Genomic DNA, 22,246 nt, shown 5'->3' on the forward strand with positions numbered 1-22,246 from the left:
GATCATGCGGCGCGCAGCCGCCTGCGCGCCAGGCTGCGCTCCAGGCGGGCCGCCAGGCGCGACAGGCCGAAGCACGGCACGAAATACAGCGCGGCCAGGACCAGGAAAGTCTGCAGGGCATGGGCCATTTCCATGCTGTTGACCTGCTGCGCGGCGAACGTCACTTCCTGCACCCCGATCACATAGACGATGGACGTGGCCTTGATGGTCGACACGAACTGGTTGACCAGCGACGGGATCATATTCGCCAGCGCCTGAGGCAGGATCACGTGCCGCATGGACTGCGCGTAGGTCAGCCCCAGGGCGCGCGATGCCTCCGTCTGGCCCGGCGGCAGGCCCTCCAGGCCGGCGCGCACGATTTCGCCCAGGAAGGCCGATTCGTACAGCACGATCGCGCACAGGGCCGTGGCGAAGGCCGGCACGGTGGCGCCCGTCAACAGCGGCAGGACGAAATACGCCCAGAAGATGATCATGATCAGCGGCACGCCGCGAAAGGCATACACCCACGCCGTGGCCGGCCAGCGCAGCGCGCGATACGTGCTGGTGCGCGCCAGCCCCAGGCAGATGGCCAGCGGAAAGGAGATCGCCAGTCCGGCGCCCGCCAGGATCAGCGTGGCGGCCATGCCGCCCAGCGGCCCTTGCGGCCAGGCGCCCACCAGGAACATCAGGCCATAGTCATGCAGGATCTGCCACATGGCTCATCTCCTGAAAGCCGGCGGATACCGGCGGCCGAACCAGGCGCCCAGGCCCATCAATGCGAGCGAGGCCGCCAGATACAGGGCGGTCGACACGGCGAACACCTCGAACGAACGAAAGGTCTGGTTCTCGATCGCCTTGACCTGATAGGTCAGCTCGCCCACGCCGATCACCATCGCCAGGCTGGTGTCCTTGAACAGGATCAGCGAACGATTGATCAGCGGCGGCACGGCGATGCGTATCGCCTGCGGCAGCATCACGTAGCGCAGCGCGCCCCAGGCGCCCAGTCCGACGGACCGCGCGGCCTCGATCTGCGTGCCGGGTATGGCGCGCAGGCCGGCGCGGATGTCCTCGGACATGAAGCCGCTGACGTTCAGGCTCAGCGCGATCAGGCCGAACAGGAACTCGGTGTCGCCGCGATTGATCCACAGGCGCAGGCCATCCGGCAGCACCTGCGGCATGCCGAAATACCAGACCATGATCTGCACCACGGTGGGCACGTTGCGGTGGTACTCGACGAAAGCCGCCACCAGCGCCTGCAACGGACGCCACGGGATCGTGCGCAGCACCACCAGCACCAGCGCGATCGCGAAGCCCAGCAGCCAGGCGCCGGCGAACAGGCGCACCGTGGTCAGCGCCCCCGCCAGCAGCGTGGCGCCGTAGTTGCCGCCGGTCAGGAAAGCGAAATCGAAATGCATGACGCTTCCCTTCCGCCTTACTCGGCGTCCACCGGCTCGACCTTGAAGGTGCGGGTCAGCTTGTAGATGGAATCCGCGCCCAGCCATTTGTTGTACATGGCGTCCAGCGTGCCGTCCTTGTCCATGTCCTGGATCACCTTGTTGACGGCCGCCAGCAACTTGGGATTGCCCTTGTTGACCACCACGCCGATATGCTCGACGTAGGTGGGTTCGGGCAGCAGCACGACCGGCGTGCCGGTTTTCTGCGAATCCAGTTCGAAGCGCTTCAGGATCAGCTCACCGGCGGTGAAGCCGTCGACCTTTTCGTTCTGCAGCCCAAGGTAGCAGGAAGCCACGTCCTGGAAGGACAGCACCTGCGAGTTCGGCAGCACGCGCGCGGCGATCGCCGCGGAGCTCGAACCCTTGGACGCGCACACCTTGCGGCCGGCCAGGTCCTTCAGCGACGCGATGCCGGAATTCTTGCGCACGAGCACTTTGATGCTGCCCTGCAGATACTGCAGGCTGTAGTCGACCTGCTGCGCGCGCTCCGGCAGGTAGGCCATGGAGCCGGCGACCACGTCCACCCGGTCCATTTTCAGCTCGGGGATGCGCGCCTCGGTGGACAGCGGCTTGTGCTCCAGCGCCACGCCCAGGCCCTTGGCCAGGGCCGCGCACATATCCACGTCGTAGCCGACGAAGCTGCGCGTGGCGGTGTCCTGGTAGGCGTAGGGCACGCTGGCGCTTTGCGTGCCGCAGATCAGCTTGCCGCGCGCCTTGACGGTGTCCAGCGCATCGGCGTGGGCCAGGCCGGCGCTCAGCGCGGCGGCCGCGGCAAACAGGCTTACAGTGCTTCTCATCGTTGTTCCCCTTCTTTGGTGATGTACTTCGCGTGGCTCGCACCGGGCCCCGATGGCCGGCGATGGCTGTCAGTCCGCGACGGAACCGACAGGAAAACGGAATAGCGACCGCTCCTGCTCGTCGATCTGGTGGATCAGGTTGGTTTCCCAGGCCAGGTATTGCCGCGCCGCGGCCTTGTTGCCGTCATGGCGGTCATGGACGAAGAACAGGTAGTCGATGCAGTCCTTGTCGGCCGGCACATCGGCGCCCGACTCGATCTTCAGGCCGGCCGCGCGCCAGGCGTTCAGGCCCTCGCAGTTCACTTGCGTTTGCGTGATGCCCGATGCGGCCAGTTCGCGCGCGGCGAGCGCGGCGACGGCCGGCTCGGCGGCCAGCAGCACGACGCGCGCATCGCGCGGCAGATCCAGCGTGTGCAGGCGCGGTCGTATCGACCATATCGCGCCGGCGATGTGGCCCTTGCGATAGGCCATGCCGGGACGCACGTCCACCAGGACCGCGCCAGCGCGCTGCGCCGCCGCCAGATCGGTGGCGGCGATGGGAGGCGGAGCAGGCAGGTCCGTCGCGGGAACGCCGGTCGATGCGGTAACGGCATTGCCGGCCGCCACGCCGTTCCCGGCGGTTCCGGACGCCGTCGCGGCGCCGCCCGGCACATCGGCGGCGACGCCTTCGCGCAGCACGTGGACATCCCATCCCATCTGCTTCAGCCAGCTGCCGACCACCGGGGCGCGCACGCCTTCGCTATCGATCAATACGATGCGGGCGTTGCGCACGCCGATGTACTGGTCGGTGGCCTGGATCAACTGGCCGCCGGGCGTATGCTGCGCGCCGGCCAGCGTGCCGGCCGCGTATTCCTCCGCGGTGCGCACGTCGCACAGATAGGTGGTGCGGGCGGCATCCGCCAGCCATGCGCGCACCTGGGCGGCGTCCACGGTATCGACGCCGTACTGGCGCGCCAGCGCCTCCGCGCGCTCACGCAGCGCGGGCAGCTCGCGGGCCGGCATGGCCTCGGGGTATTTGCGGCTGGAACCGTGCTCCAGCGGCAGATCGGCCAGGTACCAGCCCTGGGTGCCGTTCTCCAGCGCCATGACCGGATTCGGCACGCCGAGGTTGATGAGCGTCTGCGCGCCGATGATGCTGCGCGTGCGGCCCGCGCAGTTGATGACGATGGTGGTCTCCGCATCGGGCACCAGGTCCTGGATGCGCAAGGCCAGCTCGCCGTTCGGGCAGCAGATGCCGCCCGGGATATTCATCTTGGCGTATTCGGTGAACGGCCGGCCGTCCAGCACCACCAGCTTGTCCCCCCTGCGCTGGCGATCCGCCAGATCGGTGGCGCTGATGCGGGGCGTATGGCAGATATGTTCGGCCAGTTCGCCGAAGGTCTTGCTGGGCAGGTTGACGCCGGCGAACAAGGTATAGCCGGCGGCTCGCCAGGCGGGTGCGCCGCCCTGCAGCACGTGGACGTCCGTATAACCCAGTGCTTGCAGCGCCGCCGCGGCGCGCGGCGCCACGCCATCGCCGTCGTCGAAGGCGACCAGGCGCGCGGTCTTGCGCGGCAACAGGCGTGGGGCCTCGATCTCCAGCCGGCTGTACGGCAGGGACACCGCCAGGAAAGGATGCCCTTCGCCATACTGGCCGTGCTCGCGCACGTCCAGCAAGCCGATTTCGGCGCCGTCATGCAGCCAGCGCTTCAGCGTGGCGGCGTCGATGCGCGGAATGGACGTAGCGTCGGTATGGGGCTGGGTCATGTAGGTCTGCGAGAATCGAGGAAAAAAACGTCCCCTCACGCCGCGCGGACGCGGCGTGCCGGGATGGTGGGTGTGCAACGGCGCGTGCGCGCCGCGTTCAGCGGTTCAGCGGTTCAGCGGTTCAGCGGTTCAGCGGTTCAGCGGTTCAGCGGTTCAGCGGTTCAGCGGTTCAGCGGTTCAGCGGGCTGGTGTTTCAGCGCGGCCATGGCCTGCTCCAGGTCGGCGATCAGGTCCTCGGGATCCTCCAGGCCGATATGCAGGCGCAGCACCGATCCGCGGCCGGACCAGTCCGCCACCGTGCGCGCACGCGTCATATACGCCGGCACGCAAAGGCTTTCGAAACCGCCCCACGACGCGCCCAGGCCGAACAGCTGGAAAGCATCGATCATCCGCTCGACGTCGGCATCCTGGATGCCGCGCGTGAATTCGATGGAAAGCAGGCCATTGGTGCCGCTGCAATCCCGCTTCCACAGCGCATGGCCGGGATGATCGGGCAAGGCGGGACACAGCACCCGCGCGACTTCCGGCCGCTTCTGCAACCATTCGGCGACGCGCAGCGCGTGCCGCTCGTGCATGGCCAGGCGCGCCGGCATGGAACGCAGACCGCGCAGCACCAGATAGGCATCGTCGGCGCCCACGGTCTGGCCCAGATCCACGGTGGCCCGCTCCAGCGGCGCCCAGGCCCGTTCGTTCGTGACCACCGTGCCCATCATCACGTCGGCGTGGCCGCCCAGGTACTTGGTCGCGGCGGTCACCGAGATATCGGCGCCCAGCGTCAGCGGCCGATACAGCAGGCCCGAGCCCCAGGTGTTATCCACCGCCAGCCAGCAATCGTGACGTCGCGCCAGTTCGGCGACTGCCGGCAGGTCCATCATCTCGTAGACCAGCGAGCCGGGGCACTCCGCATAGATCATGCGGGTATTGGGGCGGATCTGGTCAGGCAGATCGCTGCCGTCGGGCTGGTAGTAGCTGTACTCGATGCCCCAGCGGGACAACTGTTCCGAGCAAAAGCGCCGCACCGGCTCATACACCGCATCGGTGATCAGCACGTGGTCGCCGGCCTTCAGATAAGCCAGCAGCACCACGGCGATGGCGGCCTGGCCCGTCGGATAGGCCTTGGCGCGATAGCCGCCTTCCAGCTCGACCAGCGCGTCTTCCAGGGCGTGGGTGCTGTCGGTTCCGCGCGCGCCATAGGACAGCAGGCGTTCCTTATCGCGGCGGGCGCGGGTATCGCGCCATTGCTGCACGCTGTCGTAGATATAGGTGCTGGCCCGCGTGACGGGCGTGTTGACCCAGCCGCGATGCGGCCGCCCGGCACGCAATAGCCGCGTGCCAGGCTTGTACTGTTCATCCATGATGGGATTCCGTTCAGCGGCGCGTCTGCACGCCTATGGGCATGACCTTGCAGGTGCCGGCATCCAGGTCGAAGGACAGGCGCTCGGAAAGCGTCTCCAGCGCGCGGCCGTACATATGCAGATGGCGGATGACGCCGTCGCCGCGGATTTCCACGGCATGGATGTCGTCGGGCATCAGGGCGATGCCGGTGCCGGGCTCGACCACCACGGTGCCGGTCTTTTCGAGCCGCGCGACGCCGGGCTGCTTGCCGTCGTCCAGGCGATCGTAGACGTAGTTGTATTCGATGCCTTCCACCGCGGCGATGCAGGCCCAGGTGGTGTGGTTGTGCGGGACGATCTTCTTGCCCGGTCGCATCACGTTCAGATACAGCGCGTAGGTCTTGTCGGGAGTCTCGCTGATCAGATACCGCGCCTGGCGCTCATCGCCTTCCGGGGCGGGGTAACGGTCCGCGCCCCACCAGTCGGCATGGCTGGCCAGGCCGATCACGGTGCGCAGGACATCGTCCAGGCTGTCCCGGCTCAGGCCCTGTGTTTGTACAGTATCCTTTATGTTTTCTATCGCTGCCGTAATGTCTTTGTTATGCGGATGTAAGCCAGCCATGAGCGGAAACTCCTGTAGGTGATGCGATTTTGGCGTTACTCTACGGGCCTGCCAGCGGCATGACAAATTAAATTGATTTAATAACTCATTAGCTTCCGTAATATGTCGGAGTAGGCATGCGCAACCTGGACCTGGATCTGCTGCGTACCCTGGCTGCCATAGACCAGGCCCAGACATTCTCGGCCGCGGCCGAGCGGCTGCACAAGACCCAATCGGCGATCACGCAGCAGATGCAGCGCCTGGAAAGCATCGTCGGCCTGCCATTGTTCGAGAAGCAAGGCCGCAACAAGCTGCTGTCGCCGCACGGGCGCAAGCTGGTGGATTACGCGCGCCACATGCTGGCCATCAACGACGAAGCGATGCGGGCGATGCAGGATGGCCAGCTGGAAGGCGAACTGCGCCTGGGTTCACCGCATGACGTGGCGGAAACGCTGCTGCCGACGGTATTGACGCACATCACGCGCTGGTCGCCGCGCGTCAGGCTGGAGATACGCGTGGACCGCAGCCCCTTCCTGATGAACGCGTTGCGAGCCGGCGAATTGGACCTGAGCATTTCGACGCGCTTCGATCCCGCTTATGAGGGCGTCATCCTGCGGACGTCGCCCACCGCCTGGATCGCATCCGCGGGCTATGTGCATGACGCCGGCGCGCCGGTGCCGCTGGTCCTGGCGGACGACCCCAGCCTGTTCCGGCGGCTGGCCTTGAACGCGCTGGAGCAGGCGCGCGTACCGTGGCAGACCAACTACGTCGCGCCCAACCTGGTGGGCATCCGCGCGGCGGTGCGCGCCGGGCTGGGGGTGACGGCGCGCAGCATCGAATTCCTGGGACCGGATATGCGCGTGCTGGGCGAAAAAGACGGGCTGCCGCCGCTGCCGGACGCCAACTACTTTCTGTGGATGCGCACGGATTCGATCAACCCCCTGACGCGCTATGTCTTCGACATGCTGATCGCGAAAATGGGCTTGACCGAGCGCGGTACGCCGACCGCCAGCGTGCAGGCGCGGCAGTTCTGACGCTAGCCTTCGGAGCGCGCGCGCCCGGCCTCATGGACGCGATGCTGCCAGGCATGGGCGGAGAACGCCGCGACGCCGCCTATCGCGGCCGCCAGGCCGAGGGTCGCGAATGTCGTCGGCGTCGGTGGCATGTGCGACGCGAAATACGCCACCAGTCCCAGGAAGAACCCCAGCAGATTGTTGAAGACCGGTAATCGGGCCAACGACAACGCGATGGCCGTAACGGCCACCACCACGGCGCTGATCGCATACTCGCCCAGCACGGGCGACAGCGCGCCCAGGACGTGGGCCGCGCCTATGCCCAAGGCCACGCCCATCAGCACGCAAGCCAGGTTCACCAGCCCGCTACGCAGATTCAACCCACGGGTGAAGTACGCGATCCAGCCGACGAACATGGCCCAGACCGGCAGTTCCAGCGCCAGCGTGCTGACCGTGGCCGCCGATGAGGCGACGATCGATTCGCCCAGCACGACTTTCAGATGCTTGCCCAGATTATTGCCGGCCATGGAGGGACTCCCTATCGATGCGCGGCGACAGCAGGTCGCCCAGGTTGACGCGCCGCAGGAATTCGGCGCGAATGCGGTCGGCCACCGCCCCGACCACCGCGCAGCCGTCGTCCGAAGGATCGACGTGCACGCGGAACGGCCGGCGGCCATAAGGCGCGTCGACGATATCGACGATGGCGCGGGCGACGCTGGCCGGATCGGCGTCGGGCGGTTCACAGGCCACCAGGTTGGTCAGTATCTCGTCGGCAAGGCCTCGGGTGGGGCCGGTGTCGTACTCGACCTGCCGGCCGTGGTCGGCGGGGGCGCCCGCGTGCGTAAAGTGGTTGGTGCCCTTGGTGAAAGCGCCCGGCACGATGATGCTGGTCTCTATCCCCCAGCGCGCCACTTCGCCGGCATAGCTCACCGCCAGCGCATCCATCGCCGCCTTGGCGGCGAAGTACGGCGCCAGATAGGGCGGCGTACCGCCGCGATGGCTGGAGCTGCCCACCCACAACAGCAGCCCCCGGCCCTGCCGGCGCAGCACCGGCAGCACCGCGCGATTCACCCGCTGCGTGCCCAGCACATTGATGTCGTACAGCTCGGCGAACTGCGCCGGCGTAAAGGCCTCGGCCGGCCCGAAGGCCATATGGCCGGCGTTGTGGACGATCACGTCCAGCCGGCCTTGCTCCGCCAGAACCCGGGCCACCGCGGCATCGATGGAAGCCTCGGACTGAACGTCCAGCTCAACGGCCCGCAGCTTGGCCGCGTGCGCGGCCGACCATTCGGCGATCTCCCGCACGCGCGGCGCATTGCGTCCCGTGGTTTCGCGCATGGATGCGTAGACCACATGCCCGGCCTGCGCGAGCGCGCGCGCCGCCATCGCGCCGAAGCCGGACGACGCGCCGGTGACCAGGATGGTGTAGGCCATGGATATCTCCCTGAATCTTTCCATGGCAGTCATTCTTGTCGGTAACGGAGCGCGGATAAATGCCTTGAAATGAATTTCGGAATTCAATTCGCCACAACAATGTGGCCGCGCCAGGATTACTGCTGCATCCCTCGGCTACCTGGGGACAGTCTGACTTACTTGGCGCATCCGGAGACTTTGGCTACGTTGCCCAGCGAGATAGGCGCGACATCCTTATTCCAAGTTCCGTCCCACGGGCGCACGAAATATACGGTCGGAGTCGCCATGGGAATCTGCAGTTTTACGCTTCGCGCGCCGCGTCCATCCTGTCTTAAGTCGTCCAATACGTCCGCCGTACTCGTCCATGTGAAGACGGTACAACCTCTTCCGCCCGTCGCCGAACTCTGCATGACGTAACCGACCAGGAAGTGACTGAACGGCGGCATCAGACATACCGCGGACATGACGACGCCAGCCATGCTCATGGCGCGCAGGATTACACGCGGTCCGCGCGCCACCTCCCACGTAGCCCATGCGATCGTCATCTGCACTATCCCCAGAACCGCCATCGCGCCCACGAAAAGCATGAAAAGCTTCGCCGTCTGACCGCTAAAGAATCGGGTCGCCCAAATGGTCGCCAGGCTCATCGTAAACATCATCTGGAAAAAACCGCATAACAGAAACGTGCCCCATCGCTTCTTCACATGCTGATGCCATGTGTGCGGCAGAGTCACCCAAACCACCGCGATCGCGCCAGCCGCGAAAAGGATAACTGCCGAAACAGCCACTAAAAGAAAGCTCGCTGCGTTGGACAACACCGGCAACTGAAACATCCAGGCAACGAGCCCCGACGGGACAACAAGACCCAAGATCCACCACGCCAGCAATCGCACCCTAGCCCACTGTTGGCGCCTCTTGGCATGACCGGCCCGGCGAAGAATCTCGTCGAGCACGCTTGGGGACGCTTCGTTTTGCCGGCCGACCAGGACAGCTGTAGGGAACATGATGGCACCGCCCAGAGAGACAACTGCCATCACGATTAAGATAAACAGCACAGGCAGGCAAGCAACGACTTCCTGCGAGACAATGCTCAGCGGAATGGCTTCCTGTATCAGGTAGCCTTGCATGGCGACGGCCGACAACACCAGACCTGCCACGCCAAGTAAGGCCCAGTGGTCGCGTAGAAAACCGCCAGCGACACTGAATTCCTCCCGCCAATTGATATTTCTTGGCGTGAAGCTTCCATCTGCGGAAAGAGAATTCGGGGTTTCGATCAAGGGTTCTTGCGGAATGGGCACGGTTTACTCCACGCTTTCGGACACCGGGACACGGGTAAGGGATTCTTCAACTCGCCTTTCTTCATCCCGATACAATCCCTGCTTTGCGTCGCCTACCTGACGCGAACAAGCTCTATATCGGTATTAATGGAAAAAAGCGATCTCTCCGGCCACACGCCGATGATGCAGCAGTATCTCAAGCTAAAGGCCGAAGCCGGCCCGCTGCTGCTCTTCTACCGCATGGGCGACTTCTATGAAATGTTCTATGAAGACGCCGAACGGGGCGCGCGGCTGCTCAATCTGACGCTGACCAAGCGTGGCACGTCCAACGGCAGCCCCATCCCCATGGCGGGCGTGCCTGTCCACGCCATGGAGCAGTACCTGGCCAAGCTGGTGGCGCTGGGCGAATCCATCGCCATCTGCGAACAGATCGGCGATCCGGCCGCGTCCAAGGGGCCGGTCGAGCGGCGCATCGTACGTATCGTCACGCCCGGCACGCTCACCGATGACGCCTTGCTGCCCGCCAAGGCGGACCGCTGCGTCGCCGCGGTGTTCCCCGGCGCCGGACGGTCTCCGCGCGCGGGACTGGCCTGGCTGAACCTGGCCAGCGGCGATTTCCGCGTCACCGAGTGCGCCCCGGCGCAGATCGAATCCGAATTGCACCGTATCGCGCCGGCCGAAATCGTCTATCCGGAAAGCGCCGACCTGCGCATCTCCATCGATGGCGCGCAGACCCGGGTACCGGACTGGCACTTCGAAAGCGACGGCGCGCGCGCGCATTTGCTGGCGCACTTCCATACCGATTCGCTGGCGGGATTCGACGTCGAAGACATGCCGGCCGGCGTGCGCGCCGCCGGCGCGCTGCTGCGCTACGCCGCCCGCACGCAATCCCAGGCCTTGTCGCACGTCCAGGGCATCAGCGTGGACCGCCCCGGGCAGTACGTACTGATGGACCCGGTCACGCGTCGCAACCTGGAACTGACGCAGACGCTCAGCGGCGAGGAATCGCCCACGCTGTTTTCCATCCTGGACAACTGCCGCACTCCCATGGGCAGCCGGCTGCTGCGCCGCTGGCTGCATCATCCGCTGCGCGACAACGCGCCGGTGCTGGAACGCCAGCAGGCCATCGCCGCGCTGCTGGCGGCCAAGCTGGACACGCCGGCCGGGCTGGCCGCCGCGCTGCCGCTCGAAACGCTGCGCGATACCTTGAAGCGCTTCCCCGATATCGAACGCATCGCCGCGCGCGTCGCCCTGCGTTCCGCGCGGCCGCGCGAACTGGCCAGCCTGCGCGACGCGCTGGCCGATCTGCCGGCCTTGTGCGAGCAGGTCCGCGCGCTGGCGACCGAAGGCCGTTTCGCGGCCCTGGCCGGGCACTTGTGCCCCGATCCAGCGGTCCACGCGCTGCTGGCCGCGGCCATCGCCACCGAACCGGCGGCCGCGATTCGCGACGGCGGCGTCATCGCCGCGGGTTTCGACGCCGAGCTGGACGAACTGCGCGCGCTGGCCACCGACGGCGGCGATTTCCTGATCCAGCTCGAAGCCCGGGAACGCGAACGCAGCGGCATTCCCAATCTGCGCGTCGAGTTCAACCGGGTCCACGGCTTCTATATTGAAGTCAGCAGGGGCCAGGCGGACAAAGTGCCGGAAGACTACCGCCGCCGCCAGACCCTGAAGAACGCCGAACGCTACATCACGCCCGAGCTCAAGACCTGGGAAGACCGCGTGCTGTCCGCGCAGGACCGCTCGCTGGCGCGCGAAAAATGGCTGTACGAGCAGATGCTGGACCAGTTGGGGAGCCACGTCCGCGCCCTGTCGGACTGCGCCTGGGCGCTGGCGGAAGTCGATACCCTGGCGGCGCTGGCCGAACATGCGCGCCGCCATGAATGGAACGCGCCCGAACTGTCGGAAGACGCCGAGATCGACATCGAGGCCGGCCGCCATCCGGTGGTCGAGCGCGCCATCGAGCGCTTCACGCCGAACAGCTGCAAGCTGGACGCCACGCGCCGCATGCTGCTGATCACCGGTCCCAACATGGGCGGTAAATCCACCTACATGCGGCAGGTGGCGCTGATCGCCCTGCTGGCGCGGACCGGCAGTTTCGTGCCCGCGGCCCGCGCGCGGATCGGTCGCCTCGACCGGATCTTCACCCGTATCGGCGCGGCCGACGACCTGGCCGGCGGCCGCTCCACGTTCATGATGGAGATGACGGAGGCGGCGGCCATCCTGGCGGCCAGCACGCCGGCCAGCCTGGTGCTGATGGACGAAATCGGCCGCGGCACATCCACCTACGACGGCCTGGCGCTGGCATGGGCCATCGCGCTGCGGCTGCTGACGCACAACCGCGCGCTGACCCTCTTCGCCACGCATTACTTCGAGATCACGCGCATGCCCGCGGAACAGCCGACCGCCGCCAACGTGCATCTGGCGGCCGCGGAGTCGGCCGGCGGCATCGTCTTCCTGCATGAAGTCCGCGACGGCCCGGCGAGCCGCAGCTACGGGATCCAGGTGGCCCAGCGCGCCGGCGTGCCGGCCGCGGTCATACGCCAGGCCAGCCGCGAACTGGAGCGCCTGGAGGCGCAAGGCGCGCCGACGCCGCAACTGGGCCTGTTTGCCGCCGCCGCGCAGGCGGACGCGGAATCCGCGGCGCAATCGGCCGCCGCGCAGGAAACCGAAGCGCTGCTGGCGCTGCGGGAAGCCCTGGCCGACGTGGACCCGGACAGCCTGACCCCGCGCGAAGCGCTGGACACGCTATATCGGCTGAAAGCCCATCTGCAATAACGCCCGCTCGCATCGCTCAAGGCATACCCCATGATCCATCCGATCAATCCGCATCCGGACCAGCCCTTGGACCTGCTGGGCGGCCGCACGCCGGCGCAGTTCATGAAGTCGTACTGGCAGCGCAAGCCGCTGTTGATCCGGCAGGCCATTCCCGGCTTCAAACCGCCGCTCGGCATCGCCGAGCTGAAACGGATGGCGCGCAATGATGACGTCGCGTCGCGCCTGATCTGGCGTGAAGAGGGGCAATGGCAGATGGAGCACGGCCCCTTCGGCCGGCTGCCCAAGGCATCCGAGCCCGACTGGACGCTGCTCGTACAAAGCGTGGACCTGCATCACGATGCCGCCGCCGAACTGATGCATCGCTTCCGCTTCATTCCGGATGCGCGCCTGGACGACGTGATGATCAGCATCGCCACCGACGGCGGCGGCGTCGGCCCCCATTTCGACAGCTATGACGTATTCCTGCTGCAAGCGGTGGGGCGACGCGAATGGCGCATCGGCCGGCAACGCGACCTGAGCCTGGAGCCCGATCTGCCCCTGAAGATCCTGCGCCGCTTCGAACCCGAGGCTACCTACGTGCTAGAGCCGGGCGACATGCTGTATCTGCCGCCGCAGGTGGCGCACGACGGCATCGCCCGGGGCGATTGCATGACCATCTCGATAGGCTTCCGCGCGCCGGATCAGGCTACGCTGGCGCGGGGAATGCTCGAAGCCGCCGCCGAACAGGTACTGGCGCGCGCCGGCCAACCCAGCGGCCCCTACGGCGAGCCACCCCTGCCCGGGCCGAGCCTGCGGGCGCGGTATCGGGATGCGGGCCAGCCCGCCACCCTACGGCCGGCGGAGTTGCCGGACGGCCTGGCGGCAGCGGCGCTGGACGCCGTGCGCCGCGTCCGCTTCAATAAAGCGCTGGCGCACCGGTTCCTGGGCTGCTGGCTAACGGAACCCGGCGCCGCCGCGGTATTCGACGTGCCGGCCCAGGACGGGCCGGACCTGGTGGCGGAATGGCCCCGAGCCGGCGTGCTGCGGCTGGACCGGCGCACGCGCATGCTCTATCGCGGCAGGCAGCTGTTCATCAATGGCGAAACGGCGCCGATGCCGGCCAGCCCGGCGATGCGGCGCCTGGCCGACACCAGGCGCCTGGCCTGCGATGATCCGGCCGCCAGGGCGCTGACCGGCGACGAGCGGGAATGCCTGCGGCAGTGGCTGGATGATGGCTGGCTGATATACGAGGCGTAGACGCTTGGCGCGGCCGGGNCGGCCTGCGCCCGATACGGCCTCGGGCGCAGGCCGCCGGCACAAAGCCACGCGACGCGCGCGACCAGCGCCCGCGCGCCGTCGAGCCGAGCCCCGCCGCTGCCGGACGGCATCGCGCAGCGCACGGCACCCATACGAATCAGACAAATCTGGCCTCTGAAACCTGCAAAGGTTTCGAGAACACACACTTCCCCCCACTTTCCCCCGTAGTCGAAACATCCGGAAAAACCCTATACAGGGGAGCAAGGCCTGTTTCCTTTATGACTCGCAAGCTTTAATTTCCACACGCAATCATTCGGGTAAGTCCTGTAGCCTGAATCCGTCATCCCGGCTAGGCGTCTGCGCGGGCAGGCTCCCCGGGTCGCACGGATTCCATCACAAAGGAGATCTTGAATGATGATGAAAACCCTGGTTCTGGCTAGTGTCCTGGCTGTGTCGCTGAGCGCGTGCAACAAGAAGGACGAAGCGCCGGCTCCCTCCAGCAGCACGCCTTCCACCACGGCACCGTCGTCGTCCACCCCGGCTCCGTCCACCACGACGCCGCCCGCTGGCGGCGGCGGCGCCACCACCACCCCCGGCGCCGGCAGCGGTGGCGGCACGACCGGCGGCACCACGCAGTAATCCGGTACGCCAAGGCCGGGCCTCGCAGGCCCGGCCGCGGAACCGGATCGGCAAGCCAGCTTCCCAAGGCAGGCATAAAAAAAGGAACGCACATGCGTTCCTTTTTTTATTGCCGGCGTGCACAAGCTTTCACAACCTTGCGCCGCCCCGCGGCCGGGTCGCCATGGGGCGATCCGGCGGATCGTCGGTCCGACGATCCGCCCTTGCGGCACTGTTACTGCACCGCCGACATCTTGTCCGCCAGCACGCTCAGCAGGCGCTGGGCAGTCGGGGTGCTGTCCAGCTGGCCATTGGCGTCCAGCACCGTAACTTGCGTGCTCGCGCCCTGCCCCACGACGTGGATGCGGTATTGCGGCGCCTGGCTGGGCCGCGCCGTACCGAACAGGCGGCTGAAGAAGCCGGGCTCGTCACGCTGCACACCCGTGTCGGTATCCAGATAGCGCACATAGAAATCGCCGGCCGAACGGTCGCGATCATCGACGGTGAAGCCACCCGAATCCAGCGCCACGCCGACACGACGCCAGGCGCGATCGAAGGACTCCTGCACGTTCAAGCGCGCGCCGTCCGCCACCACGTCACGCGTGATTTTGGGTTGCGCCGGCGTGGCTTCCGCGCGCGCGACCATGGTCTTGGCCTGGTCCACGCTGGTGCCCAGGAAAACCATCAGGCGGGCCAGCATCGCGGCATTCAGGCCGGGATCTTCCGGACCGGGCTGCCATTGCAGGTTGCCGGAATCGCGCTGGCCGACGTTCTTTTCCACCATGTGCTGGTGGCTGATGTAGATCTCGGTGTGGCCGTTGACGCGTTCCATGCGGGTGCGGAATTTTTCCCGCTCGCCGCTATCGTAGGCCTGCTCCAGCACGAAGCCCAGGGCCTGCCGCAGCCAGCTTTCGGGGATCTTCGCGCGGTTTTCCGCCCAGTTGGTTTCGATCAGGCCGGCCTGCGGATCGTTGGTCTGGATCGTGAAGCCATTGCTGGTCCAGAAATCCACCACCTTGCCGAAGATCTGGTCAGGCGGCATATCGACCACCAGCCAGCGGATATCGCCGTCGCGCTCGACGTGCATATCGGTGCGCTGCGGCAATACGTCGCTGGTGGCCTTGCCCTGGGCCTGCGCGGCGGCCTGCTGCCGGCCTTCCGCCTGGTACTGCGAGAAGGTGGTGGTGCCGCCCGGAGGCGCCTTGTAACGCGGATCCGCCGCGGCCTGCGTCAGGTCGGGGGGAATACTGAGCGGCTGGGCCTGCTGCGCACTGGCGCTTTTGTAATCGATGGGTTCTTCTTTGCCCAGTATCTGGTTGACGTCGCTGCATCCGGCCAGCATGACCAGGGTAAGCAATGCCGCGTAACCGGCATGGCGCGTGTTCATACGTATCCTCATTGAATGCTTTTAGAGCAGGCCTGCGTCCCGTAACGCGGCTTCTACGGTGGCGTGGTGCTGCGTGCCCAGCTCCACCAGGGGCAGCCGGTAGCCCAGCGGCATGCGTCCCATGCGCGCCAGGGCCCATTTGACGGGAATCGGGTTGGCCTCGACGAAAAGGGCCTTGTTCAGACGCGCGACGCGGGCGTTAAGTTCACGCACCTTGGGCACGTCCATGGCCAGCGCCGCCGCGCACAGTTCGTGCATGAGCCGGGGCGCGACGTTGGCGGTCACGGAAATATTCCCGCGTCCGCCCAGCAGCATCAGCGCGGCGGCCGTAGGGTCGTCGCCGCTGAAAACCTGGAAACCGGCCGGCGCTTCGCGCAGCAGCAAGGCGCCGCGGCCGATATCGCCGGTGGCATCCTTGATGCCGACGATGCCCGGCACTTCCGCCAGGCGCAGCACCGTCTCGTTCGACATATCCGCCACCGTGCGGCCCGGCACGTTGTACAGGACGGTGGGCAGATCGACGGCTTCCGCGATGCGGCGGAAGTGCCGGTACAGGCCTTCCTGCGAAGGCTTGTTGTAGTAGGGAACGACCGACAGGCCCGCCTGGGCGCCCACCGCCTTGGCGTGCCGCGCCAGGTGGATGGCTTCGTCCGTGGAGTTGGCGCCGACACCGGCGATCACGGGAACCCGGCCGCCGGCATGTTCGACGGCGACGCGTATCAGCTCCGCATGTTCTTCCATCGACACGGTCGGCGATTCGCCGGTGGTCCCGACCACGACCAGGGCGTCCGTGCCTTCGGCGACGTGCCAGTCAATCAGCGAGCGATAGGCCGCGTAGTCGAGCGTGCCGTCGGGTTGCATGGGGGTGACCAGGGCGACCATGCTGCCCTGGAAAGTAACGCCAGCGGCGGATGCCGAAGATGCCATGTGAGAAGGGCTCCGGTGCCCGCCGGGCTGCCCGGCGGGGACTTGAATCTGTAAATCCCGCGAGTTTACCGGATACCAGGAAAAAACCTATAGAAACCAGCTGACCACCGTGCTGCCCAGCGCAAAAATCGGCTTAAGGAAGATCCACAGTCCGCCGCTGAACAGCAGCAGCAGGACGATCATCATGCCGTAGGGCTCGATGCGGGAGTATTGGTAGGCCAGCCGATGCGGCAGCAGGCTGTATAGGATCCGTCCCCCGTCCAGCGGCAGCAGCGGCAGCAGATTCAAGGCCATCAGCACCAGGTTGATCTGCACGCCTGCCTGCGCCATGTCGAACCAGTAGCCTTCCGCGCCGCCGCTCTGGTAGACCAGCTTGAGCATGATGCCCCACAGGATGGCCATCACCAGATTGGACGCCGGCCCGGCCGCCGCGACCCACAGCATGTCCTGCTTGGGCCGGCGCAGGCGGCCGAAATCGACCGGGACCGGCTTGGCCCAGCCGAACAGAATGCCGGGACTGCCGAGCAGCTTCGACGCCAGCAGGATGACCAGCGGCACGAGCAGCGTGCCGACCGGATCGATATGGCGGGCCGGGTTCAGGCTGACGCGCCCCATCTGGTAGGCCGTCGGATCGCCGAACATGCGGGCGACATAGCCATGCGCCGCTTCGTGCAGCGTAATGGCGAAAATGACGGGGATCGCGTATATCGCGATCGACTGAATGATGTCGTCCATGGATCAGGCGATTCCGAGCTGGGAGGGGTCGCCGCGCCCCACCCGGATGAGTTGCGCGTCGTCGCCGGTGAGATCGACGACGGTCGTGGGTTCCTTGGGGCAAGCGCCGCTATCGATGACCGCGGCCAGGGCGTGCTCGTAGCGCTCGCGGATTTCCTGGGCGTCATTCAAGGCTTCGGTTTCGCCGGCGGGGATCAAAGTGGTGGACAGCAGCGGTTCGCCGAACTGCTCCAGCAGCCCGAGCGTGACGGGATGGTCCGGCACACGCAGGCCTATGGTTTTGCGGGAAGGATGCGACACGCGCCGCGGCACTTCGCGCGTGGCCTCGAGTATGAAGGTGAAGGGACCGGGAGTGGCGGCCTTCAGCATGCGGTACTGGCGGTTGTCGACGCGAGCGAAATGGCCCAGTTGCGCAAGGTCGCGGCAGATCAGCGTCAGGTGATGGCGATCGTCCAGGCCGCGCAGCCGCCGCAGTCCGTCGGCCGCCGCCTTGTCGTCCAGGCGCGCGATGACCGCGTAGCTGGAGTCCGTGGGCACGGCCGCCAGCCCGCCGTCGCGCAATAGCTGCGCGGCCTGCTTTAATAAACGCGGCTGCGGATTCGCGGGATGTACGGTAAAGAATTGCGCCATGCGGCTATCCTAACATCTTGCAGGAAGGCACCCGCCGCCTGGGCGTGAAGGAGAATCTCATGCGCTTGGACGATTCGCGTGAAAGTGAAAATGTGGAAGACCGCCGCGGCATGGGGCTGCCCATCGGCGGCGGCAAGCTGGGCATAGGCGCCATTATCCTGGCGCTCGTCGCCGCCTATTTCGGCATCGATCCGTCGGTGGTGCTGCAGCTGATGCAGGAGCCGGCCAGCCAGCAGGCGCCCGCCGGCTCGTCGGCGCCGCCCGCCAATGACCCGCAGCGGCGCTTCGTCGCCAAGGTCCTGGGCGAAACGGAAGACACCTGGCAGACGATTTTCCGCGAGCACGCCAAGCGGTCGTATGTGCCGCCCACCCTGGTGCTTTACACGGGCGCCACCCGCACCGCCTGCGGCACCGGACGCGCCGCCATGGGGCCGTTCTACTGCCCGGCCGACAGCAAGGTCTATCTGGACCTGAGCTTTTTCGACGACATGAAGCGCCGTTTCCAGGCGCCCGGCGACTTCGCGCAGGCCTACGTGATCGCGCACGAAGTCGGCCATCACGTGCAGAACCTGCTGGGCATATCGCAGCGCGTGGCCTCGCTGCAGCAGGAAAACCCGGGGCAGGCCAACGCCTTGTCGGTGCGGCTGGAACTGCAGGCGGATTGCTACGCCGGCCTGTGGGCCAAGCGCGCCGACAGCGCGCGGCACATCCTGGAAGCCGGCGATGTGGAAGAAGCATTGAACGCCGCCAGCGCCATCGGCGATGACCGGCTGCAAAAACAAAGCCAGGGCTATGTCGTGCCGGACGCCTTCACCCACGGCACATCGGCGCAGCGCGTGCGCTGGTTCAAGCGCGGCCTGGAAAGCGGCGACCCCCGCCGCTGCGACACCTTCAGCGCCCAGTCGCTTTAAGAGGCCGGTCCGTCGCGCTCAGATCAGCTGGAACCCGCCATTCCGCCGGTACCGGCGGAAGGCCTCCAGCGTGGCGCGCACGTGCGGCATCATGGGCGGCAGCTCGCCGTCCAGGGACACCCAACGTAATACCGGCGCTTCCAGGGGATCGCCGCGCAAGGCGCCCTCGAATTCGCGGCAGTGGAAAAGCATCGCCTGATAGTGGCAGACGTCGCCGTTCGGCAGCGTGACGGTTTCGACGGCGGGATTCGATGCGTGGCCGAAAGGATGCAGCGCGTGCACGGTCAGGCCGGTTTCTTCACTGGTTTCGCGCCGCGCCGCCTGCTCCGCGGATTCACCGAGCTCGATATGGCCGCCGGGCAGGCCCCACATTCCGCTGAAGTCGGCCCGCTCGTGCAGCAGGACCGCCCCGTCGGCGCGTTCCAGCACGATGCGCACGCAAGGACACAGCAGGGGCCGCGCCCCAGCCAGGGCGCGCAGGCGCCCCAACGTCGATTGCGCAAAAGCGGTCATGACACCGCCAGGCGCACTCCCGACAAGGCGTCGACGATCTCGCGGCCGTGCGCGACAGCGGCATGCACGGCTTCCGCCGGGCTGTAGACGAAGCCGCCGTCCACGAAGCGCGGAATCGGATATTCGTCGCCATCGGAGGGCTGCAGCGAGGCGGGCGCCACGCAAACCACCGCCCGGAAGACGGGTGTCCCGCCGTCGGCGGGCTCCGGCACATCCCTGGCGACCTTGGCGGTCAGCCGATAGCCCTTATAGACGTCGTTATTTCGATGCACGCGTTATTCCCCTCTCTACGAGTCGTCCGGGGCGAGCATACCCCCCTCGCATGACATGTCGCGGAATATTTTGTAACCGTAAAATGACAAAAAGTTAACGCGGGTTTTCCCGGCGGACAGGGCGGCGGCTTGCGCGCGTGAATGGGAATGCCCCGGAAACCGAAGCGACTACCGCCCGGTAACCGGGCGCCCAGCCCCCCGAAACAAGACCGGATCAGGTATGAGGCTTGCGCAACAGTGGGCGCGGAAAGCGCCGGGCATGTCCGGCGCCCGACATGCGGAGGTGCAACATGCTGACCGAGGAACAACTACAACTGCTTAAACAAATCCACGCCGGCGAGCACGGCATAGATGGCCTGAAGGCCAGGGATCTGCTGGATCGGGGGCTGGTCGCGCAGGCCGACGACGGCCTCACGGTGACGCCGCGGGGCCGCGATGCGCTGGGGCTGCGGGAAGGCTTTGGCGACGCGATCGTCGACGCCGTGCTGCCCGGAGCGGGAGCACGGCAGGCCGAGAAAAACCATTGAGGACAGGGCCGGCGCGGCGGCCGCTGATCAGGCCTTCAGTGCCGCGATGACGGAATCCCGCATCGTTTCGAAGCCGGCCACGTACTGCTGGCTTTCCGAGCGGGCCAGCAAGGCCGCATAGTTCTGCTCCAGCCGGCTCTCGACCGCTTCGCGCAGCCCGGGCGATCCGCGCGCAATGTGCAGCACGCACAGCAGCGAGGCGGTCAGGGCGCTGATCTGGCCGCCCTGGTGTGCGATGGTTTGCGCGATCAGCGCGAGTTTCTCGTCGGTATCCATGCTGGTCCTCGGTGTCGGTGCCGGACGTGGCGCCTGATATGGACGCCTGACGCGGACGCCGATGTTCCGGGGCCTGGGATCCCGCACCTGGTATCGCCTCCGGCCGGCGGCGCCATGTCGTCGGCTAAGTTGCCGGCCATCCTAGCATGGTCGTTTCGGCGGAGGGTCGGGCGCCGCGGGGCTTCCCCCCGCCTCCACCATCTGGATAGACTTGCCGTCTTTTCCATATAAGCACAACATCCTCTTGTGCCTGTCCGGGGTGCCTGCCTTGCCCGCAAAAGGCCGTCCGGCGCGCCCCCACAACATGAACCGCCCATGACAAAACCGGTCAAGATCTTCGCCCTTGTCGTACTGCTCATCGCCATCGCCGCCGTGGGCGCCCTGCATGTGGCCTCCAGGCTGGTCGTCAGCCGCATCCAGGACATGATGGGCGACAAAGGCCACGCCGCGCATATCGACGTGGGCTGGACGCAGATCGTGCTGCAGGATGTGGAGATCGGCGCGCCGCCCGATTGGCCCGCCCGGCAGACTTTGCGCGCGGCGCGCGTAACCATGGAGCCGGATTGGCGCGCCCTGCTCTCGGACCGCATAGACATCCGGCGCGTGGTCGTCAGCGACTATTATGTTTCGATCCTGCGCGCCGACGACGGCAGCCTGCGGATCCTGCCTACCCTGCGGCAGCGCGCGCGCGAGCGCGCCGAGGCCCGTGGGGAAACGCAGCAGGACGACCAGGACCGTCCGAAACGCGCAACGTCGATCGGCCAGCTGATCCTGGACAAGGGCCGGCTGGACTTCTTCGATGGGCGCGTAGCCAAGACGCCGTACCGGGTGCCTTTCGAAAACGTCCATGCCGAAATCGGGCCGCTGCATGCGCCGGCCGACGACACCCACACCCAGATAAAAATGCAAGGCCAGCTGGTCGGCAAGCAGCGCCGCGGTACCGTCACCGTGGACGGTTGGCTGGCCCTGCCCAGCCACGATGCCGACATCCGCACCACCACGTCGGGCGCCGACGTGGCCGTGCTCAGCCCTTATCTGCAGAAGCACGCGCCTTCCATATTGAGCGCGGGCCAGATGGACCTGGATATGACCACCCGCGTGCAGAACCAGCAGTTGTCGGCGCAGGGCAAGGCCAAGCTGCGCGATCTGGACTTCAGCGGCGGCGGGCTGGGGGCCCTGCCCCGCAAAGCCGTCATGGCGGCGCTGGAAGACCGCAAGGGCGAAGTGACTTTCGAGTTCACGCTGCAGGGCAGCCTGAAAGACCCGAAATTCTCGCTGACCGACGACGTGTCCTCGCGCATCGTGGGCGGCTTCGCCAAGGCCATCGGCGTCAGTGTCGAAGGGGTGGCCGAAGGCGTGGGATCGGCGGTCAAGGGATTGGGCGGCGCGATAGGCGAACTGCTGGGGAAATAGCGCGATAGCGGGCTGTCCGGATTGCCGCCCGCGGACGCGGGTCACGCCACCCAGCCGCCGTCGGGAACGCTGGGACGCGGCGTGACCGGCGCCTCTTCTCCGCCCGGCCGCGCAGGCTCCGGCGGAACGGGAGCGCCCACGGGCGGCCGGCCCGGACCCGGCACGGGATCCTTGGGCGGAATATCGGGGTTTTCGGGCAGGCCGGGATCGACCGGCCGTATCGGTTCGACCGGCCGCACGGGCTCCACGGGATTGACGGGATTGGCGCCGCCCGCGGCTCTTACGGGCATTACGGGGCTGATAGGACCTATGGGATTCATGGTGATCTCCTCGAGGTTTGCCAGGACTTGCCCATCATTTCGCAAGCCCTGTGCCGCGCCGCATCGGACGGCGCCGCCGGATCGGCACG

General features: G+C 66.7%; 24 protein-coding genes. 7 read left to right on the plus strand and 17 right to left on the minus strand.

Translation table 11 applies throughout. The annotated features are described in order from the left end of the window. Positions 1 to 2: 2 nt before the first annotated feature. The 6 genes from ACNA0R_RS10310 to ACNA0R_RS10335 form a co-directional block, all read right to left on the minus strand. Positions 3 to 695: an amino acid ABC transporter permease gene (locus ACNA0R_RS10310; RefSeq protein ID WP_415825892.1), complete on the minus strand. Its 693-nt coding sequence runs from the start codon at positions 693 to 695 to the stop codon at positions 3 to 5. A gap of 3 nt (positions 696 to 698) precedes the next feature. After that, positions 699 to 1,394, minus strand: coding sequence for an amino acid ABC transporter permease (locus ACNA0R_RS10315; RefSeq protein WP_415825893.1), 696 nt, complete (start codon positions 1,392 to 1,394; stop codon positions 699 to 701). 17 nt (positions 1,395 to 1,411) lie between these two features. After that, the gene (locus ACNA0R_RS10320; protein WP_415825894.1) at positions 1,412 to 2,230 is read right to left on the minus strand and encodes an ABC transporter substrate-binding protein; all 819 of its coding nucleotides are present in this window, start codon (positions 2,228 to 2,230) and stop codon (positions 1,412 to 1,414) included. A 69-nt stretch (positions 2,231 to 2,299) separates the two neighbouring features. Beyond that, positions 2,300 to 3,976 carry a rhodanese-like domain-containing protein gene (locus tag ACNA0R_RS10325; protein ID WP_415825895.1) on the minus strand — a complete coding sequence of 559 codons (1,677 nt, stop codon included), beginning with the start codon at positions 3,974 to 3,976 and terminating at the stop codon, positions 2,300 to 2,302. 161 nt (positions 3,977 to 4,137) lie between these two features. Continuing rightward, the gene (gene metC / locus ACNA0R_RS10330) at positions 4,138 to 5,331 is read right to left on the minus strand and encodes a cystathionine beta-lyase (RefSeq protein WP_415825896.1); all 1,194 of its coding nucleotides are present in this window, start codon (positions 5,329 to 5,331) and stop codon (positions 4,138 to 4,140) included. A gap of 13 nt (positions 5,332 to 5,344) precedes the next feature. After that, on the minus strand, positions 5,345 to 5,932 hold the full coding sequence (locus ACNA0R_RS10335; protein WP_415825897.1) for a cysteine dioxygenase family protein: 588 nt from the start codon (positions 5,930 to 5,932) through the stop codon (positions 5,345 to 5,347). Between the two features lie 116 nt (positions 5,933 to 6,048). Here ACNA0R_RS10335 and ACNA0R_RS10340 point away from each other — a divergent pair, with 116 nt between their 5' ends. Then, entirely contained in the window at positions 6,049 to 6,945 is an 897-nt protein-coding gene (locus ACNA0R_RS10340; protein ID WP_415825898.1) for a LysR substrate-binding domain-containing protein, read from the plus strand. Between the two features lie 2 nt (positions 6,946 to 6,947). Here the strand turns inward: ACNA0R_RS10340 and ACNA0R_RS10345 are convergent, their stop codons facing one another. The 3 genes from ACNA0R_RS10345 to ACNA0R_RS10355 all read right to left on the minus strand — a co-directional run bounded on the left by ACNA0R_RS10345 (position 6,948) and on the right by ACNA0R_RS10355 (position 9,635). Continuing rightward, positions 6,948 to 7,451 carry a DUF1097 domain-containing protein gene (locus ACNA0R_RS10345; protein WP_415825899.1) on the minus strand — a complete coding sequence of 168 codons (504 nt, stop codon included), beginning with the start codon at positions 7,449 to 7,451 and terminating at the stop codon, positions 6,948 to 6,950. Next, on the minus strand, positions 7,438 to 8,358 hold the full coding sequence (locus ACNA0R_RS10350) for an SDR family NAD(P)-dependent oxidoreductase (RefSeq protein ID WP_415825900.1): 921 nt from the start codon (positions 8,356 to 8,358) through the stop codon (positions 7,438 to 7,440). The genes ACNA0R_RS10345 and ACNA0R_RS10350 overlap by 14 nt, the downstream gene beginning before the upstream one ends. 155 nt (positions 8,359 to 8,513) lie before the next feature. Beyond that, a complete protein-coding gene (locus ACNA0R_RS10355; RefSeq protein ID WP_415825901.1) occupies positions 8,514 to 9,635 on the minus strand; it encodes a hypothetical protein in 1,122 nt (373 codons plus the stop codon). Positions 9,636 to 9,761: 126 nt separating this feature from the next. Here ACNA0R_RS10355 and mutS point away from each other — a divergent pair, with 126 nt between their 5' ends. The 3 genes from mutS (at position 9,762) to ACNA0R_RS10370 (ending at position 14,267) form a co-directional block, all read left to right on the plus strand. Beyond that, positions 9,762 to 12,392: a DNA mismatch repair protein MutS gene (gene mutS, locus ACNA0R_RS10360; protein WP_415825902.1), complete on the plus strand. Its 2,631-nt coding sequence runs from the start codon at positions 9,762 to 9,764 to the stop codon at positions 12,390 to 12,392. 30 nt (positions 12,393 to 12,422) lie between these two features. Next, positions 12,423 to 13,628 (plus strand): JmjC domain-containing protein, encoded by a 1,206-nt coding sequence (locus tag ACNA0R_RS10365; RefSeq protein WP_415825903.1) that lies wholly within the window; start codon positions 12,423 to 12,425, stop codon positions 13,626 to 13,628. A gap of 411 nt (positions 13,629 to 14,039) precedes the next feature. After that, complete coding sequence (locus ACNA0R_RS10370; RefSeq protein WP_415825904.1) at positions 14,040 to 14,267, plus strand: endopeptidase; 228 nt, start codon at positions 14,040 to 14,042, stop codon at positions 14,265 to 14,267. Between the two features lie 214 nt (positions 14,268 to 14,481). Here ACNA0R_RS10370 and bamC read toward each other — a convergent pair whose 3' ends face one another. The 4 genes from bamC to ACNA0R_RS10390 form a co-directional block, all read right to left on the minus strand. Continuing rightward, the gene (gene bamC, locus ACNA0R_RS10375; RefSeq protein ID WP_415825905.1) at positions 14,482 to 15,633 is read right to left on the minus strand and encodes an outer membrane protein assembly factor BamC; all 1,152 of its coding nucleotides are present in this window, start codon (positions 15,631 to 15,633) and stop codon (positions 14,482 to 14,484) included. A 21-nt stretch (positions 15,634 to 15,654) separates the two neighbouring features. Continuing rightward, positions 15,655 to 16,560, minus strand: coding sequence for a 4-hydroxy-tetrahydrodipicolinate synthase (dapA, locus tag ACNA0R_RS10380; RefSeq protein ID WP_415825906.1), 906 nt, complete (start codon positions 16,558 to 16,560; stop codon positions 15,655 to 15,657). Between the two features lie 87 nt (positions 16,561 to 16,647). Continuing rightward, a complete protein-coding gene (locus ACNA0R_RS10385; RefSeq protein WP_415825907.1) occupies positions 16,648 to 17,295 on the minus strand; it encodes a site-2 protease family protein in 648 nt (215 codons plus the stop codon). A 3-nt stretch (positions 17,296 to 17,298) separates the two neighbouring features. Next, positions 17,299 to 17,925, minus strand: coding sequence for an L-threonylcarbamoyladenylate synthase (locus tag ACNA0R_RS10390; RefSeq protein WP_415825908.1), 627 nt, complete (start codon positions 17,923 to 17,925; stop codon positions 17,299 to 17,301). Between the two features lie 59 nt (positions 17,926 to 17,984). On the opposite strand from ACNA0R_RS10390, the gene ypfJ reads away from it, so the two are divergent. After that, on the plus strand, positions 17,985 to 18,836 hold the full coding sequence (ypfJ, locus tag ACNA0R_RS10395; protein ID WP_415825909.1) for a KPN_02809 family neutral zinc metallopeptidase: 852 nt from the start codon (positions 17,985 to 17,987) through the stop codon (positions 18,834 to 18,836). Positions 18,837 to 18,854: 18 nt separating this feature from the next. On the opposite strand, the gene ACNA0R_RS10400 is transcribed toward ypfJ, so the two are convergent. Next, positions 18,855 to 19,349 carry an NUDIX domain-containing protein gene (locus ACNA0R_RS10400; RefSeq protein WP_415825910.1) on the minus strand — a complete coding sequence of 165 codons (495 nt, stop codon included), beginning with the start codon at positions 19,347 to 19,349 and terminating at the stop codon, positions 18,855 to 18,857. Further along, positions 19,346 to 19,621, minus strand: coding sequence for a hypothetical protein (locus ACNA0R_RS10405; protein ID WP_415825911.1), 276 nt, complete (start codon positions 19,619 to 19,621; stop codon positions 19,346 to 19,348). Before ACNA0R_RS10405 ends, ACNA0R_RS10400 begins: the two co-directional genes overlap by 4 nt. 290 nt (positions 19,622 to 19,911) lie before the next feature. Here ACNA0R_RS10405 and ACNA0R_RS10410 point away from each other — a divergent pair, with 290 nt between their 5' ends. Beyond that, positions 19,912 to 20,148, plus strand: coding sequence for a hypothetical protein (locus ACNA0R_RS10410; RefSeq protein WP_415825912.1), 237 nt, complete (start codon positions 19,912 to 19,914; stop codon positions 20,146 to 20,148). 27 nt (positions 20,149 to 20,175) lie between these two features. Here ACNA0R_RS10410 and ACNA0R_RS10415 read toward each other — a convergent pair whose 3' ends face one another. Next, a complete protein-coding gene (locus tag ACNA0R_RS10415) occupies positions 20,176 to 20,424 on the minus strand; it encodes a hypothetical protein (RefSeq protein WP_415825913.1) in 249 nt (82 codons plus the stop codon). A gap of 315 nt (positions 20,425 to 20,739) precedes the next feature. Here ACNA0R_RS10415 and ACNA0R_RS10420 point away from each other — a divergent pair, with 315 nt between their 5' ends. Beyond that, on the plus strand, positions 20,740 to 21,837 hold the full coding sequence (locus tag ACNA0R_RS10420) for a DUF748 domain-containing protein (protein ID WP_415825914.1): 1,098 nt from the start codon (positions 20,740 to 20,742) through the stop codon (positions 21,835 to 21,837). 41 nt (positions 21,838 to 21,878) lie between these two features. Here the strand turns inward: ACNA0R_RS10420 and ACNA0R_RS10425 are convergent, their stop codons facing one another. Beyond that, on the minus strand, positions 21,879 to 22,157 hold the full coding sequence (locus ACNA0R_RS10425) for a hypothetical protein (RefSeq protein WP_415825915.1): 279 nt from the start codon (positions 22,155 to 22,157) through the stop codon (positions 21,879 to 21,881). Positions 22,158 to 22,246: the final 89 nt, after the last annotated feature.

Source organism: Bordetella sputigena, from assembly GCF_965137885.1.
In the GTDB taxonomy this organism is placed as follows: Bacteria; Pseudomonadota; Gammaproteobacteria; order Burkholderiales; family Burkholderiaceae_B; genus Bordetella_C; species Bordetella_C sputigena.